Here is a 16,489-nt window from a genome sequence, read left to right as displayed (position 1 = left end):
GATCGTGTGACCCACGCCGGTCCCGAGCTGAGCAGCCGCAAGCGTCGAAGCCATGTAAGGAATCGTCGTGTCGTTCTGACCGTGAACGAGAAGGACCGGCGTAGCCTTGCTCGCCGACGAGATCCGTTACGGCGGCAGGAGCCCAGCGACGGATACGAGAGCGCCGATCTTCCAGCGCCCGGAGGCCGCTGCATCAAGTGCGACGATGGCGCCCTGAGAGACGCCGACGAAGGCAATCCTGTCGTGCGCGTCGGAGAATCCTTCGCGATGAACGACGTCTTTCATCAACGCGTCGAATGCCTCACGCGCTAAACGGATGCGCGCCGGATCCAACGGGTCGCCCTCCGTCGAGAACCATTGATGACCGCGCCAATGGTGGATCGGTGCATCCGGGGCCGCGAAGCGGGTATTGGTAAGGCTCGCCCGCCAAGAGGCTACAAGCGGCATAAGCTGCGCACCGGAGGCGCCGATCCCATGGAGAAAGATGACGAGCGATGATCTGCTTGGCATTCGGGTCCTGTCGCTAAACACACAGAGGATGCTCGACGTTCACGGTTTCGCCTTCAGACCTCGGCCAACGCGGTCGAGGGACGGCAGCTCGACAACGAGCCGCAGGCCGTCGTTCCGCCAGTCGCGGGCGATCTTGCCACCGAGCTGCTTTTCGAGAACCGCGCCGAGCAGCACGTTGCCGAACCCCTTGCCCCGGGTCGCCTTCGACCCAGTTCCTCCGCGTTCGTGCCAAATCAGGATGAGACCTTCGCCTTCCCTTTTCCAGTCGATCGTGAGGCTGCCGCCGCGACGCGACAGCGAGCCATGAACTGCGGCATTGGCTGCGAGCTCGTGGATAGCGAGGCCTATCGGCTGGACTGACGGTGCCGGCACCATCACATCCGGACCGCCGATTCTGACGTTCTGATCTCCATAAATGCCAACCTGAAGGGAGACGATGTCGCGAAGAGAAGCCTCCTGCCATCCGTTCTCGGCAAGAAGCATATGTGTCCTCGACAGCGCCTGGACGCGCTGTTGCACCGAGGCCGCATAGAGTGCCGCATCGTCGGACCGGCTGAGGCGCACGATGCTGTCAACGATCGCCAGGACGTTCTTCGTCCTGTGGTCGACTTCGAGAAGCAGACGGTGTTCCGCCTCTTCCAGCATCTGGACCTTCCGGTATTCTGTGACGTCGATTTGTGAGGCGAAATAGTAGGCGAGTTGTCCGTCATCGTCCTGAATGGGGCTAAGGTGAAGCTGGTTCCAGAACGTGCTGCCGTCCTTCCGATAGTTCAGGACCTCGACCGTGCCCTCACGCTCCTGCGCAATGATGGCCCGGATCTCGGCCACCGCCGCTCTGGAGGTCGCCTCGCCCTGGAGCATGCGGCAATTCCGGCCGAGCAGCTCTTCAGCGTCGTAGCCCGTCAGGTCGAGGAACGCCACGTTGGCGAGAACGATCGGGTAGTCCGGCTGTCGGGCGTCGGCGACGACGATGGGCATGCGCGTTCTTTGAAACGCGAACGTGGCCAGTTCCTTGTGGTCGGCCATGCCCTTCTTCGATGCGGCGGCGGGGCGGTCGCCGTGGATGTCGGACTTGGCAGCTTCAGACACGGGGCACCTTATCAATGGTCGCTCAGTGAAACGCCGATCTGAGGCAATGGTTTCAATGATTTGGTGCCAGTTCGACACCGTCATTTGCGGGCCGGTGACGCGGGTCGTGCGGTCTCAGCATTGAAACACGCGGACAATGACCACGTCGTTGCGGCGTCGGTCCTCAACCGGGTGCTTAAGACGGGCAGGCGCGGCGCGCTCGAAAGCTGAACTCAAACTACCACTGTCAAGCTTGGCGAAGCGCAAAGGTTGGCCTTTATGTTCCGTCTACCCGTGAACGCGATTTGTGAAATGGGCATTCCCGAGACCAGTGCCGATCGTCAGGATCGCCCAACTCGATACATCGGTCATCAGCGGGATCTGTGAAAGGCCCTGAACGACACCGTCATTGTGCATGATCACAAACGTTTCCGCGTCGTCGATTTGAGGAATGCTTTTCACGAGAGCCGCCGGCAGATTGAAATGATCGCTCTCCCAGTTCCCGCCTGGAAGGTTCTGCCCACCTCGAACGATAGCACCGTCGGCCTCGATCACACCCGGACAGCCGATCCCGATCAATGGCGCAAGGCGAAGCTTCGCCTCCGCCGCTTTCACCATCAGTTCCTCAAGCATTTCTGAAACTTTCGCGACGGTCGCGGTCCGGCTTGGAGTTTCACTCGCGTGTCGCCAGATGAGTGATGACACGACAGAGGCATCTTCGATTTTGCTTTTATTGTCTCTCCCGAACCGGACGATGCCTACCCTGACGTTGGTTCCGCCGATGTCGACGGCCAGGATCGCGTCATGCCCTTTCAGCATCCATTCCGGCATCAGGTGCACCGAGCCGATCAGGCCGGCATCGTCCGGATGATGCGAAATGGGGACGAGCTCGATTTCGACGCCGCCATCACGAAGAAGCATCATGGTGCGTGCAATGACAAGCGCGCCGATTTTGCGCTGCCGGAACCCGCCGCCGACGGCAATCCGTTCAGTGTTCTTCCAGGGTTTTTCGTTCAGAAACTTCCTGATGACTGCGGCAAAGTTCCGGGAAAATTCCTCGATGGCGCCCAGCACCATAGCTGTTGCCTCGGCATCTTCTCCGGAAAGCAGCGTGTCTATATCCTTCTTCTTCAGCTCTTTCGTCGGGATCTTGCCAAAAGGATCACGTCCGAGCTCTCGCAACAGCTTCCTCTGATGATCTAGCTTGTGACGGAAAGATGATTTGTTGGCGCCGTCGCCAATGAATCCTTTTCTGTCTCGTGCCTCGTTGTTGTAGTCGTCGATGACGACCGAGGGTAATGTGGCCGCGCCGTGAACGAGTGGTGTCGTATCATCGGTAGGCTTATGGTTCGGTTTTGTCATGAAGGCTCGCGGGATTGCTGAGTGTCGGGAACGCAGAAACGCGCAACTGTCTTTCGGTGTTCCAAGGCGTTTCGAGATGGTAAGGGCCCTTTAGCCTCCAAGCCTCCCATTCCGCCGGCAGTTGCGGGCAACGCTCGAGAGCCAGCGAACATCCGCCCTTCTGTCGAAGATCGCCATCGCGCGGACGAAAAACCTAATGATGAGATCACCTATCATGTCGGGAAGAACAACGGAGGCTACAGGTATGGCCTTGGCGATGTCTGGTCGGAGACCTCTCCGACCATGTTACCGCCCTTGCTGCAGGAAAGTCCGCTGCTCAACGGCAGCATGTCGAGGGCCATGACGCCGAGATCTCCTATCAGCTTCCCGATGGTAGCGGCAAACTGAACACGCCAACGGGGGTGATCGCCCGGAGACAGAGGTCATCGTCGCATCCCTCTCCGGACGCAGGGAACCGCCGCCCGAACCAGCAGAGTGAAATCCGATTGAATGGCACTTAACTAAATTCTTCCTTTCCGCAGGGAACGTATCCTCACCTCCCCGGCCGCACCAGCGACCTGGCGCTGTCGATGATGTCGTCATCTAACCATTCGCCTGAGGCAGCATCATGCAAAGATGGGGCCCCTCCACGACCGGGGGAGCCGTTTCACGTCAGCGGACTGATCCCGCTCCGACGACGTCAGCACCGTGCCAAAGGGCCTTGATCCGATCGACGAACCATTTGCCTGCCGGACCGGGGGGGTGTGACGGCTTGTGAAACGCCGACATCGTCAGCATGTAACCGGAAGGCGGCATGTCATCGACATCGAGGACCACGAGGGCGCCTTCGGCAAGATCCGCTTCGATCATGTGCAGCGGCATGCCGCCCCAGCCGACGCCATCCTTGAGGAAGGCGTGCTTGGTAGACAGGTCCGCCAGCCGCCAGGTCGCAGGAGACGCGACTGCGAAGTCTCTGCCGGACGTCAGATCGGATCGATCCGTGAGCACCATCTGAATATGCTTCGTCACTTCCTGGCGGGGAATGCGCCCGCGGAAGCGTGCCAGCGGATGTTGCGCCGAGGCGACCGCGACCAATGGAAGTTCGCCCAGGCGCTCGCTGACCAGCGACGGAAACGGCTGGGGCAAGGGCGGCAGGATCCCGAGGCTGCATCGGCCATCTAGAACGGGCTGATATGCCGCTCCCAGGCCTTCGACGAAAAGGCGCAGCGGCGTCAATGGAAACTGCTTCGCGAACTCCTTCGCGGCGGCGCTGATGACGGCTGTGGGAAAGAAGACGTCGACGACCACCGAAAGCTCCGTTTCGACGCCCGAGGTCATCGACCTTGCTCGCGCCTTCAGCGTGTCCACCCCGGTGAGGATGTTGCGGGCGTCGGCAAGCAGCAGCACGCCCTCAGCCGTCAGGGCCGGGTATCTCCCCGAACGATCGAAGAGCGCGACGCCGATCTGAGCCTCGAGCGCCCCGACCCATCCGCTGACTGCAGACTGAGCGCGGTTGAGCTTTCTGGCAGCTGCGGAAAAGCTGCCTTCATCGACTGCGGCGATAAAGGTCCGCAACTGGTCGAGTGAAACTCCTTCAATCACAGCGCAGCTATCCATCTCATAACCAGATACTATCTATCACAATATATCATCTTATCAGATGAACAAGCACGACCTACGTTCTTGGCAACAGGCGACGACGCCGGTGGAGGGGAATACCTCCTCTGCACCGCAGTCCAGCAAGCAAGCGTAAGGATCGGTCATGACATATTCGATTATCGGAAGCGGCAGCGTCGGCAAGGCTCTGGCCGGCCAGTTCGCCCGCAGTGGCATCGCCGTCGGCGTCGCCAACTCTCGGGGCCGGGATGCCGCCGCGTCGGCCGTGGCCGAACACGGCAACCCTGTCCGTCCGCTCGGTCTTGAAGAAGCGTTGTCGGCCGACGTTATCGTTCTCGCCGTTCCATTCTGGTCGCACCTCGACGTGGCGAAGGCGGCTGCGGATTGGAAACGCAAGGTCGTCATCGACGTCACCAATGCGTACGGCGTGCCGCTGGCAGATCTGGGTGGCGAGCCGTCGTCGGTCGTCGTCGCCAGGTCGATGCCCGGCGCGCGTCTTGTCAAGGCGTTCAACCACCTTCCCGCCCATCTCCTCGGCCAGGATCCCCGCACTGCCGAAGGTCACCGCGTCATCTTTCTGTCGGGTGACGAGGACGGGGCAGTTTCCGAAGTCGCCGACATCGTTGGCAGGCTGGGCTTTGCTCCGGTGAACCTGGGCAGGCTTGCGGAAGGCGGGCGCCTCGTTCAGGCCCAGGAGAGGAGCTGGGCGCCGCTCATCTTCCAGGACTTCTTCAAGAGGGAGGGCTGATCCATGTACGATCGTGTCATCTGGCCCGAGCGTTTCGATCCGAAAATCTCGGCGATCTATGCGCTTAACGACATCGACGTGAAGGCGCCGGCCGAAGTGGTTTGGAAGCTGCTGGTCGACGCCGAGAACTGGTATCGTTACTTCCCAGCCGAAGACCAGGTGAAGATCCTCACGGGACAGTCGGAACTGGCGCTAGGAACCCGGTACAGCCGCGTGACCGTCGGCTACCCCATGAGCCTAGCCGTGACGGAGTTCGTTGAGAACCGGAGGCTCGGATGGGCGACGACGGTCGATGGCGACGCTACCGGTTCGACCGCTTACCACGGCTGGGTCATCACGCCCACTCAGGACGGATGCCATGTCCTGACCGAGGAAACCCAGCAGGGCGAGTGGTTCCTCGACATGCTGGGACGTCGCCACCCTGGCGGCCTCTACAGCTACCATCAGGACTGGGTCGAACGACTTGCCCGCGCGGCAGAAGCTGAAGTCGCCTGACGCCGGCGCGATTCGGGCGCGAAGCAATCCGACACCAAAAAAACGGAGATGACATTATGAAAATCGAACTCAAGGGCCGAAGGGCCGTCGTTACAGGCTCGACCGCCGGCATCGGCTTTGCGATCGCAGAAGGGCTGGCCCGTGCCGGCGCGTCGGTGGTGATCAACGGCCGCGGGGAAGAACGCGTCGCCGCGGCGCTGAAGGAGCTTCGGCTCCGTCTGCCGGAGGCCGAATTCACAGGCGTCGCCGCCGACCTTTCGACGGCCGGGGGATCATCCACACTGGCAGCCCGGATCGCGGACGCCGACATCCTGGTGAACAACCTCGGCACGGCTCACCTCAACGGCTTCTTCGACCAGTCGGACGCCGAGTGGCTCGACCTGTTCCAGCTCAACGTCATGAGCGGCGTGCGGGCCGCCAGGCACTACATTCCGGGCATGGTCGAACGCGGCTGGGGCCGCGTGGTGTTCGTCAGCAGCGAATCCGCGATCAACATCCCCAAGGAAATGATCGACTACGGGGTGACGAAGACGGCGCAGCTTTCGGTCTCCCGTGGCCTTGCCGAACTCGTCGGCGGAACCGGGGTGACCGTCAATTCGGTTCTTCCAGGACCGACCCGCTCGGAAATTCTCGGAAACTGGATGGCGGAAACGGCTAGCGAACAGGGTATCACGCAGGACGAGGCCGAGCAGAACTTCCTCAAGACCGCACGTCCCACGACGCTCATCAACCGGTTCACGACGACCGACGAAGTCGCGAACATGGTGGTCTACGTCTGTTCCGAACAGGCATCCGGCACGACCGGCGCAGCGTTGCGCGTCGACGGCGGCGTCCTCCGCTCGATCTTCTGACCATTCCTACGAACCGCGTGCGATCCGCCGCAATTATTGGCCGATTGCACGTGGTCTTTTGATCGCAAGGAAACACAATGTTCGAAGTCATCAACTGGCCGGCGGATATGACGCCCAGCCGCTCTCCGATCCACTTCACGAACGAGCTCGAGGTAGCCGCGTCTCCGGCGACGATCTGGTCGCTTCTGACCGATCCGCTGGCATGGACGAGCTTCTGTCCCGGCGTCTCGCATGTCGATCTCCTGGACGGACATGTAAGTCTGCAATTCGGCACTCGTTTCGAGACCAATCTGGCCGGACAGGACGTGTCAGCGTCGGTCGTCGAGTTCGAGCCGATCAGCCGTATCGCATGGGCGGGCGGCCCCAAGGCCTCGGCCGCCTCGGCCGCCTCGAGGGCCTATCACGCCTGGATCATCACGCCGACCGATGAGGGATGCCACCTCTGGACAGAGGAGACCATGCAAGGACCGCTCTGGATCGAACTGGCAAAGGAGGCGCCAGACATCTTCTGGCGAACCCACGAGAAGCTGCTTCGCGATCTCGCAGATGTCGCGGTCAAGCGCGAAGCTCGAGTACGGTGTTAAATCAGCTGGAGCACCTACCTGGAGGGCGTTCGATCCCGGCATTGGATCCAACCGGAGTCGGCCCTCAGTCGACTTCGACGTTGTGACTGCTCTTTTTCCTAGCAGTTTTTCGATTGTCGGGCGGCTGGCGCGCACCGGGGCGCCTCGGGTCGGAAACTCTGCCGCCACGACGACAAATCTGATCGGTGGGGCGTGGCTGGTACTCTACAATCAGAAGTGGCTGGGCAATGATCCACGGGGGCTGCCGCATCCTTTGCGACAGTCTCTGAGAACTCCTTCGGAGCGGCTGCCATTCTCGGGTCGGTCTTTGGCTTCCTGACAATGATTTCGCTGACGATCTGGTGCCTGGCGGGCAACTCATTGCCTTGGTCCTGACCCGAGACTGCCAATGGCGCGCCTTGAATTTCTGCCGCCGGTCCCGCTCCTGGCATCTATAGTGCCGATGTGGATCGGGGAATCGGCGACAATTCCAGGTCCGTAGCATCGCGAGGAGCAGCTATCGTTTTAGGCTGCACAAACGTTCAAGAAACGTGGCGGAGTATTGGCCTATTATCTGGCGGTGCAAAACAGGAAGATGCGATGCTAGCAGCAGTCAACTTTCGCGAGGCGCTCGCGACCGATTTCTGGTCCCCAAAGAACGTCGGCAAGGTGAACGATCAATTCATCAAGGTTGCGAAGCTCAAGCTAGATCGGCGCCATTTGACTGGCTCTACAGGATAAGTCGGATCGTAAGCGATCAAAAATCTGCAAGGCCAATGTCTGCGAACGATCCTGTCAGCTGTGTTGGGCTCGTCCCGGTCTGGCGCTTGAACATGGCGATAAATGCTGAAGCGCTGCTATAGCCGAGCGCAGCCGCGATCGACTGAATGGATGTGCCGCCCTCGATCAGGGAAAGTGCTGCGACGAGCTTGAGCCTTTGCCGCCAGTCATTGAATGAAATGCCGAGCTGCGCTTGAAAGCGTCGCGACAATGTCTTTTCCGCCACATTGAGCGAGCGTGCCCATTCCGAAAGAGATCTGCGATCGCTTGGGTCCTTTTGCAGCACATCCGTAATCGAGCAAAGCAGCTTGTCGTCGGACACGGGAAGAAAACTCTCGCGCCGGGGCGCCTTCAGCACCTGATCCATCAATACCAGTGCGAGGCGGTGGTCAGCGTCGGTCTCAGGCACCGTTATGCGGCGTTCGGCAAAGTCAGCGAGAATGGCTTTGATCAACGGGCTGACCGCGAGTGTGCAGGCAACTGCCGGCATTTCCAAACAAAGTTCGCGATCAATATAGATGGAAACGAACTTGACGTTTTCGCGATTGTGGCAGGAATGCAGAGCATCGGCCGGAATCCATGTCGCAAAGTGCGGTGGACACAGGAACCGCTTCCCCTCCACTCTAGCTTCCATGACGCCCCGGACCGCGTAACCGATTTTCCCCCAAGATTGCCGCTTCTCTTCKAAGACTGCTCCGGATTCGTAGTTCTCGGTTCTGAAGGACAAAGGCGCCGGATCCTGTCCGGCATGGATGACAGGCACCATTGCAGTTCCATTCTCACGATTACATGTCCTATTATCACTATATAACGATAATCAGACTTTTGATAGGTGGGAAGCAGTTGAAACGTGGAGGCTTGCATGCCTGTTAGATATCTTCTGTTTTCCTTGCTAGCGGTCGTCATCTGGGTGGGGAATACGATCGTTAGCAAGCTTGCAGCGGGCGCGATCCCACCCGGCGTCATAGCGTTCGAACGCTGGTTGATTGCTTTTCTGATCTTGACGCCCCTGATCGCGCGGGATGCCTGGCGTCACCGAAGGACGATTGCCATTCATCTTCCCAGGCTTGCACTTCTTGGCTTGCTTGGCATGGCGGCTTGTCAGGGCCTCGGCTACTACGCAGCCGCATTCACGTCAGCCACTAACATGGCGATCATGCTGTCGCTTGTCCCGCTGCTGACCATGATATTAAGTGCGCTATTCCTTGGTGAAAGGCCCTCATCGCTCGCAATGTCGGGCGCTCTAATCTCACTCGTCGGGATCTTCATCATCATCGGGCAAGGCAACCCGGCACGACTTCTGTCCCRAGGTGTCGGACATGGCGACGCGATGATGTTTGTTGCTGTGCTCGCCTATGCCGCTTACGGAATCCTCCTGCGGCGGTGGACGATCCCGCTGGCCACATGGACGTCGATTTACATCCAGATCTGCGCGGCAGTCGTGTTCCTTCTCCCCGGTTATCTCCTGTCCGATGCTCCCGCGCTCACCCTGCCGAACGCCAGCTTGGTTCTTTATGCCGCAATCCCCGGCTCTATTCTGGCGCCATTCGTTTGGATGTCGGCCGTCAAGCATCTTGGCGCGGCCCGCACCGCGATTTTCATGAACCTGATACCAATCCTGACTGCGATCATCGCTGCAATTTTCCTCGGCGAGACATTGCATCCTTATCATCTCGTCGGAGGCGGAATGACGATTGCCGGCATCGTTCTCGTGCAGCGAAAAGCCGCTCAGAAACGGCCGGTCACTATAGCGGTGAATGCCGAGTAAAGTTGGACTAGACCACGGCAAGGCCCGGATAACGGCGAGTCCCCAAGGTTATCTCTTCTAAAGCTTCCCTCATCTGCCGTTACGCAGACGGGAAGTTCGCTAATGTTCGATCTCTTTTCTTTGGCGACCACGGACCGCGCGCCCGGCAGGGAGGGCCCTACTCGGGTTGATCATGCTCGGGGGTCGGCGGTCGAACTAAGCTTTGAGCAACCTGACAAGGGACTGCGCACCGGCGGTGGACGACGCCGGATTTTGTCCAGTGATCAGCCTGCCATCGGTAATCGCGAAGCTCTCCCAGTTCGGCTTCTTTTCGTATAAGCCGCCCAAACGCTTGAGTTCGTCCTCGACGAGGAATGGGACAACCTTTGTCAGTTTCACTTCTTCCTCCTCGCTATTTGCGAAACCAGTCACACGCTTGCCCTCTACGATCGGCACGCCCTGGTAAGTGGCGCGGTGCAAGACGGCCGGCGCATGGCAAACCGCGGCTACAGGTTTTCCGGAACTGTAGAACGATTCAATAAGTTTGATTGACTCCGGATTATCGACGAGATCCCACATAGGACCGTGGCCGCCAGGGTAGAAGACCGCGTCGAAATCTTCAGAGCGGGCGTCGCTTAACCTTCTGGTCGTCGCAAACACCTGCTGCGCTGCTTGATCAGCCTTGAATCGCGTCATCGCTGGTGTTTGGTTCTCGGGAAGGTCGCTTTTTGGGTCGACTGGGGGCTGACCTCCCTTTGGAGAAATCAGTGTCAGTTCCACCCCGGCGTCGCGAAAGACGTAATACGGCGCGGCGCCCTCTTCGAGCCAAAACCCGGTCTTGCGTCCCGTACTGCCAAGTGTGTCGTGCGAGGTGAACACCATCAGGATCTTCATCTTTCGCTCCTCTCTTCGGTTAAGCAGCGAGCGCTGCCGCCGAGATTGTGAGCCACGACTTCGAGATGCGCATTTGCACATTGGTATCGGGGAGACCTTGGTATCGGTTTCGAAGTCCTCTGGCCGAGGCGTGATCAGGCGCCGTGCCTTCGCAAGTTACCTGCACGGCGCCAACGGGCATTGCGTAATCCCCGGAACAGTATCTGGACCGACCGCTAGGCGGCCATTGCCGCCAAGTGCTTCTCAAGTTCATCGACATGTGTATAACCCGCGCCGACCCGACGAAGATATTCGCCCTTCTTAATAAACAGCGTTGGGAAGCTCGAAACGCCCAGGGCACGAGACGTCGCGAAGTCCGTCGCTGCTTCCTCGATGGTGCTCCGTTTCTTGAAGGTATCGAAGAACTCCTCGGCAGTGACAGGATGACCAAGTTCCTCAAGAGCGCGGGATCCGACTTCCGCCAACACGAACCCATTGGTGGTGTCTAGGGCATCGACATAGAACGCATGCTGGAATGCCCGGAAGACCTTTAGAAGGTCGGCCTGGGGTCGAAGGATACGGGCGGTAACGACCGCGCGACATACGGGCTCGGTGTCGTAGACGAATCCAGTCCTTGCGAGCAGACCGTCGCGGTTGAACTGGACGCCGCTAGCTTCCTCGACCTTTGCCCAATGATGTAGTCTAAACTGCTTTCCCGCGTCGTCGAGAACGTCCGTCGCTCCCGCGCGCAGTCCACCCAGCACAATTTTCAATGAGGCGTCAGGACGCCGTTGGAGTAGAAGCTCCATCTGCTTGCTGAATCCATAACACCATGAGCACATCGGATCGGCGGCGAGTATGAGTTCCATTGCTTTTCCTTTCACTTGCTATTTGATGCATGGCGCATTTTGCACCATGCACCTGCTTTCTCGCTGACGCCTACCAACGACCGGCGTTCTGGCCGCCGTCGACGTGGAGAATCTCTCCGGTGACGAAGCTTGCCCCTTCGAGGTAAATGACCGCGTCAACGATGTCGCGGATCTCGCCCATGTGGCCTACGGGGTGGAGGGCGGACAGGAACTCATGGGTCTCAGGAGCGTGCATCGGCGTATTGATGATGCCCGGGGATACGGCGTTCACACGAACTCCCGTTTTGGCAAATTCGATCGCCAATTCCCTCGTCACGGCGTTCAATCCGCCCTTCGTGAGTGAGGCAAGTGCGGCGGGAACGCCGGCCATCGGCTGATTGACGATACTCGTCGTGATACTGACGATGTGGCCGGAGCCCTGCTTGAGCATTTCCCGGGCGGCGTGCTGGGTGATGTGGAAGAAGCCCGAAACATTCACGCCGAAGTTCAAATCGTAGTCGTCCTGCGTGAAATCCACGAATGGCTTCGCGGTAAACACGCCGGCGTTGTTCACTAGTGTATCGACGCGGCCGAAACGTTCGAGCGCTTGACGAATAACTCGGTCTGCGGTCTCGGAGTTGGAGATGTCGCCTGCGACGGCGTGGACTCCGTCGTCCGAACCCTGTTTTATCGAACGAGAAGTAGCGACGACGCGATAGTTCCGCTCGCGATATGCGCGGACAAGACCTTCGCCAATACCCTGCGAGGCGCCGGTGATGATGGCGACCTTCTGCTGATTGCTCATGATGTGCATCCTTTTCCATTGCAGCGGTCCTCACCAGGGCCGCCCGCCGCCCTTGGCGTCGGTGCTATTGATTTAGATGCACACATTGTCCGCGAGAATTGCTGCCTACCGGGATGCACTCAACCGTTTTTCGGCAGAATTCTCTAACACGCCAGCTTCGGACGCGATCCGACTCAACTCCGCCCTCAGTCGTGGAGCCGCGTAATCGATGAAGGAGCGCACCTTCGCAACGGCGGTCCGACCTTGCGGTGCCAAGAGATGCACGGGAAGAGCCGGCGGCTCGGCCTCCGGAAGGACGATCTTCAGGCGCCCATTTCGAATGAACTCCGCAACGTGATAGGAGTAAAGCCTTGTAAGGCCGATGCCGGCGGCAGCAGAGGCGGACGCCGCGCGTACGCTATTGACCTCGTAGCGAGGGGTGAAGTGCACGGTTCGCGGCACCGATGATCCCTTTGCCGGGCCGAAACTCCAAGATTCCAGTCCGAAGTTCGTAAACGCTACGATCTGGTGCTTCGCGAGATCGGAGGGGTCGTCGATCGGCGAATTCTCAGCGAGGTATCGGGGCGAAGCAACGACCACGCGCCTGACCTCTCCACCGATCCGAGTGGAGATATGCGACGAGTCCGGGAGATTTCCGATCCGCAGGGCGATGTCGACGCCCTCATCGACGAGGTCCACGAAGCGATCGAGCATTAAGAACCTTGCAGAGACGCTCGGATGGGCGCGAAGAAATTCATCGAGGATCGGTCGGAGAATTTCTTCACCAAGGATAGGCGGGGCGGAGATCGTAAGAACGCCCATAGGCGCGGCCCGCTCCGCACCCGCGATGATGTCGGCCTCTTCGAGATCGGTGAGGATGCGGCGGCACGCGGCCGCATACCGCTGGCCCGCGTCGCTGAGCTTGAGCCTTCTTGTCGTCCGGTGAAGAAGTTCGACGCCGACGTGCGCTTCCAAGGAGTTCAGGGCGCGGCTGATTGCCGTAGGCGACCGCTTTAGCTTTCGGGCTGCGCGAGCCAGGCTACCCTCGTCCACGGCGGTGATGAACACCTTCATTGCGTCGATGCGATCCATTTCGTGCTCCGCGAATTTAAAGCATCAATTTATCGCGGGATCCGAACCATCAGTAAATGGCCGGCAGCCGCTCCAAGAGGAGAAACGGATGGGGGCCTCGCAAACCGAAATCCTCGCCAGCAAATTGCCCAATGAGCTGTGCGCCTTCTCCTCACGTCAACTGTTTTTCTGCAGCCGACGGTGCAGAGATCGTCCATCAATTCCTGGCCACCGATGCCCAGTTCGATGATCTCGATCGATGCGCAATGGCTACCAATTGCTGGAGCGAGAGAGTGTTGCGGCACCCTCTTTTTATAACGGCCTTTCGGAAGCCGAAGCTCACTTTACAGAGACGCCCCAAACAGCTTCGTAAAGCTGGCCTGTGAAAGTCTTGTCTCCAGGTTGGCCAGGCAGGCGTGCCGTAATCTCCTGCAACGTCCAAACGTTTCCATCCGGATCTTCGAAGCGGACGTAGGACGCGTAACTCTTTCGATCAGGGTTCGGTCCCTGCATAATGCCCTTGCCGTTGGAATGGTGAAAGATGCCACCGGCGTCGTGAAATGGCTCGCTGACCGCGATCCCGCGGCGGACCAAGTCGGCGCGCGCTACCATTATATCGGAGACGACAAGATGCATTCCTTTCACCGATCCAGGCGCCGCAGTTGTTATGTTTTGTCCGAACATAATGGCGCAGCCTGATCCTGGTGGACTGAACTGGACGATGCGGTAGTCGTCGCCCGTAGAATGGTCGATGTCGAGGTGCCATCCCAGGTTCGTGTAGAACAGCTTCGATTTCTCGGCGTCGGACACCGGAATGACGATTAGTTCAAGGTTCATCGCGACGGGCTTGGCATCGGACGTTTCAGCGATCCTGGTTTTCGTATCAGTAGCGGTCATATCCGGTTCCTTGTTTGCAACCACCGCGGCAGCTTCGCGATAGGAAGGACGTTACCTTAGGTGAATGCAGGCCCTCCATTGAACCAAGGTATTGTCGATACCTTAGTATCCGACCTGATCGGTTTGGAAGCCGCTGCGGACGAAAGGTCGATTAGGCGGCCGAGACAGCGAAGCCATAACCTGGCTTGCCTTGATCGTTCGACTATAAGCCCGAAATAAGCTCAAGGTCTCGTGAGGACGGCTCGTGTGGTCAGTGGCATCGTCTATGTGATCCGCAATGGTCTGCAGTGGAAGAATGCACCTTCGCAGTATGGGCCACATGAGACGCTCTACAACCGCTTCATTCGCTGGAGCCGGCTCGGTGTGTGCGACAGGGTTTTCGCTGCCTTGGCCGGCGAAGGCCCCCTGCCTGAGCACATCATGATCGACGCGACACATCTGAAGGCCCACCGCACCGCGGCAAGCCTTCTATGTTCCCCGTCGTATCGGGCGAACCAAGGGCGGGCTGAACTCGACGCTCGATGCCGTCTGCGATGATCACGGCCGGCCGATCATCATGCTGCTCTCTGAAGGCCGATGAGCGACCACAAGGGCGCTCGGATCGTGCTCAACGCGTTGCCCAAAGCTGATTGCCTCATCGCCGATAAGGGCTACGACAGCACCTGGTTCCGCCAAGAACTCCTCGCCAGAGCATCTCTTTCCGATCTAGCGAAAAAGGCGTACGGCGGAATGCATCTGGACGGCAAGACATTGACGACCACGACAAAGCAGAGAAGCCGCGACCAATCCTGAGTTAGGGAAACGACGGCCAAAACTTTCTCCACTTTTTCCATAAATTGAATAGGCATTCCTATTCGGTGGGCGCGTCTTCGGTATTTTGAGGGAATATTCCTCATTCGAAAAAGCATTCCGATGCCTTTAAGCAAGATTGTCCTCGCCACAATGCTCTACCCCAGCGGCCACCATGTCGCTGCCTGGCGTCACCCATCGACGCAGGTCGATGCGAATATCGACGTCAATCATTACATCGCCGCTGCAAGATCGGCAGAGGCCGCCGGTTTCGACATCGCCTTCATATCGGATCGCCTAGGCGTTCCGAAGGCGCGCCCGGAAGCGCTGCGGCGTGTCGATGAATGGTCTCATCAGTTCGAGGCGCTGACGCTTGCGGCGGCAGTGGCGACGGCCACACAGACGATCGGTGTGGTAGCTACGGCATCGACGACGTTCAACGAGCCTTACAATCTCGCCCGCCAACTCGCGTCGCTCGACCTCATCAGCAACGGTCGCATCGGCTGGAACATCGTCACATCCTCGCTCGAACAGGAAAGCGACAACTTCAACCCAGGACCGAACTTCGATCATAGCGCACGTTACGAACGTGCCGACGAATTCGTTGAGGCAGTGATTTCTCTCTGGAGAAGCTGGAACCCGGAACGGTTTGTCCGCGACAAGAAGAGTGGTGTTTTCTTTCAGGATGATGCCGTCGGGCCTGCAGGACATCAGGGACGTTACTTCCGCAGCAAGGGTCCGTTGAACGTCCTGCCATCGCGCCAGGGGCGACCTCTGCTCGTGCAGGCGGGCTCCTCCGATGCCGGGAAGGCGCTCGCCGCGAAAACCGCAGACGTCGTCTTCACCGCGCAGACCGATATCATCTCCGCGCGAGGTTTCCGCGACGACATCAGGAAACGGCGCGAACTGGCCGGCAGCGATCCCGACGACGTTCTCATCCTGCCGGGCATCTTTCCGGTCATCGGCAAGACCAAGTCCGAAGCGGAAGACAAGTACGCCGAACTCCAGGATCTCATCCAACCGGACGTCGCCCTGTCGCTTCTCGAGACCTACCTCGGTGATGTCGATCTTTCTGATGTCGATATTGACGCCCCCCTGCCCGACCTGCCCGTCTCGAACTCCATCCGCAGCCGCCAGGCACTGCTTACCGAACTCGCCAGGAAGGAAGGACTGTCAGTCGGCGCACTCGCCCGACGGATTGCCGGCGCGCGTGGCCATGTCGAGGTCATTGGTACGGCAGAAGACGTTGCCGGGCACATCGAGGACTGGCATGCCGGCGGCGCCGCAGACGGCTTCATGCTGATGCCGCCAACATTTCCGCAGGGGCAGGACGATTTCATCTCCGGCGTCGTCCCCCTGCTCAGAAAGCGCGGCCTTCTCAACTCTGGCCCGCATACGGGATCGCTGCGCCAGAGGCTCGGGCTACCGGATATCCAGAAAGAACAAGCTCAACCGGCGCGCAAGCTCGGCTGAACTCCGATCACTTCAAACCCATGTGGACACCCCT

Annotated in this window: 16 protein-coding genes and 1 pseudogene; 7 read left to right on the top strand and 10 right to left on the bottom strand. The window is 59.3% G+C overall.

All coding sequences use genetic code 11. From position 1 onward, the window contains the following. Positions 1–126: 126 nt before the first annotated feature. From AC1D35_RS19675 to AC1D35_RS19660, 4 genes are all read right to left on the bottom strand, one after another. Positions 127–510: an alpha/beta hydrolase gene (locus AC1D35_RS19675; RefSeq protein ID WP_477939652.1), complete on the bottom strand. Its 384-nt coding sequence runs from the start codon at positions 508–510 to the stop codon at positions 127–129. A gap of 39 nt (positions 511–549) precedes the next feature. Continuing rightward, positions 550–1,599, bottom strand: coding sequence for a blue-light-activated histidine kinase (gene lov, locus AC1D35_RS19670; RefSeq protein ID WP_477939650.1), 1,050 nt, complete (start codon positions 1,597–1,599; stop codon positions 550–552). 267 nt (positions 1,600–1,866) lie between these two features. Then, on the bottom strand, positions 1,867–2,940 hold the full coding sequence (locus tag AC1D35_RS19665) for an ROK family protein (RefSeq protein WP_477939649.1): 1,074 nt from the start codon (positions 2,938–2,940) through the stop codon (positions 1,867–1,869). Between the two features lie 651 nt (positions 2,941–3,591). Beyond that, the gene (locus tag AC1D35_RS19660) at positions 3,592–4,521 is read right to left on the bottom strand and encodes a LysR family transcriptional regulator (protein ID WP_477939647.1); all 930 of its coding nucleotides are present in this window, start codon (positions 4,519–4,521) and stop codon (positions 3,592–3,594) included. A 160-nt stretch (positions 4,522–4,681) separates the two neighbouring features. Between AC1D35_RS19660 and AC1D35_RS19655 the strand changes: the two genes are divergently transcribed. The 4 genes from AC1D35_RS19655 to AC1D35_RS19640 all read left to right on the top strand — a co-directional run bounded on the left by AC1D35_RS19655 (position 4,682) and on the right by AC1D35_RS19640 (position 7,214). Beyond that, positions 4,682–5,284 (top strand): NADPH-dependent F420 reductase, encoded by a 603-nt coding sequence (locus AC1D35_RS19655; protein WP_477939645.1) that lies wholly within the window; start codon positions 4,682–4,684, stop codon positions 5,282–5,284. A gap of 3 nt (positions 5,285–5,287) precedes the next feature. Further along, positions 5,288–5,779, top strand: coding sequence for an SRPBCC domain-containing protein (locus tag AC1D35_RS19650; protein WP_477939643.1), 492 nt, complete (start codon positions 5,288–5,290; stop codon positions 5,777–5,779). Positions 5,780–5,835: 56 nt separating this feature from the next. Further along, positions 5,836–6,630 carry an SDR family NAD(P)-dependent oxidoreductase gene (locus tag AC1D35_RS19645; RefSeq protein WP_477939641.1) on the top strand — a complete coding sequence of 265 codons (795 nt, stop codon included), beginning with the start codon at positions 5,836–5,838 and terminating at the stop codon, positions 6,628–6,630. Between the two features lie 77 nt (positions 6,631–6,707). Further along, entirely contained in the window at positions 6,708–7,214 is a 507-nt protein-coding gene (locus AC1D35_RS19640; protein WP_477939639.1) for an SRPBCC domain-containing protein, read from the top strand. Positions 7,215–7,950: 736 nt separating this feature from the next. On the opposite strand, the gene AC1D35_RS19635 is transcribed toward AC1D35_RS19640, so the two are convergent. Next, entirely contained in the window at positions 7,951–8,739 is a 789-nt protein-coding gene (locus AC1D35_RS19635; protein WP_477939637.1) for an AraC family transcriptional regulator, read from the bottom strand. Between the two features lie 96 nt (positions 8,740–8,835). Here AC1D35_RS19635 and AC1D35_RS19630 point away from each other — a divergent pair, with 96 nt between their 5' ends. Then, positions 8,836–9,741, top strand: coding sequence for a DMT family transporter (locus tag AC1D35_RS19630; protein ID WP_477939635.1), 906 nt, complete (start codon positions 8,836–8,838; stop codon positions 9,739–9,741). 195 nt (positions 9,742–9,936) lie between these two features. Here AC1D35_RS19630 and AC1D35_RS19625 read toward each other — a convergent pair whose 3' ends face one another. From AC1D35_RS19625 to AC1D35_RS19605, 5 genes are all read right to left on the bottom strand, one after another. After that, positions 9,937–10,614, bottom strand: a complete 678-nt coding sequence (locus tag AC1D35_RS19625; RefSeq protein ID WP_477939633.1) for a type 1 glutamine amidotransferase domain-containing protein — start codon at positions 10,612–10,614, stop codon at positions 9,937–9,939. 215 nt (positions 10,615–10,829) lie between these two features. Further along, entirely contained in the window at positions 10,830–11,462 is a 633-nt protein-coding gene (locus AC1D35_RS19620; protein WP_477939631.1) for a DsbA family protein, read from the bottom strand. 70 nt (positions 11,463–11,532) lie between these two features. Beyond that, positions 11,533–12,246 (bottom strand): SDR family NAD(P)-dependent oxidoreductase, encoded by a 714-nt coding sequence (locus tag AC1D35_RS19615; RefSeq protein ID WP_477939629.1) that lies wholly within the window; start codon positions 12,244–12,246, stop codon positions 11,533–11,535. Positions 12,247–12,351: 105 nt separating this feature from the next. After that, positions 12,352–13,317: a LysR family transcriptional regulator gene (locus AC1D35_RS19610; protein ID WP_477939627.1), complete on the bottom strand. Its 966-nt coding sequence runs from the start codon at positions 13,315–13,317 to the stop codon at positions 12,352–12,354. Positions 13,318–13,635: 318 nt separating this feature from the next. Further along, positions 13,636–14,193, bottom strand: coding sequence for a VOC family protein (locus tag AC1D35_RS19605; RefSeq protein WP_477854744.1), 558 nt, complete (start codon positions 14,191–14,193; stop codon positions 13,636–13,638). 243 nt (positions 14,194–14,436) lie between these two features. Here AC1D35_RS19605 and AC1D35_RS19600 point away from each other — a divergent pair. Both AC1D35_RS19600 and AC1D35_RS19595 read left to right on the top strand, forming a co-directional pair. Continuing rightward, positions 14,437–14,874, top strand: a pseudogene (locus tag AC1D35_RS19600) (IS5 family transposase); the annotation flags it as partial. A 231-nt stretch (positions 14,875–15,105) separates the two neighbouring features. Continuing rightward, positions 15,106–16,455, top strand: a complete 1,350-nt coding sequence (locus AC1D35_RS19595; protein ID WP_477939625.1) for an NtaA/DmoA family FMN-dependent monooxygenase — start codon at positions 15,106–15,108, stop codon at positions 16,453–16,455. Positions 16,456–16,489: the final 34 nt, after the last annotated feature.

Source organism: Rhizobium sp. P1_E6 (assembly GCF_056405875.1).
Note: the sequence above shows the minus strand (reverse complement) of the source record. Positions and strands in the feature narration are given on the sequence as shown.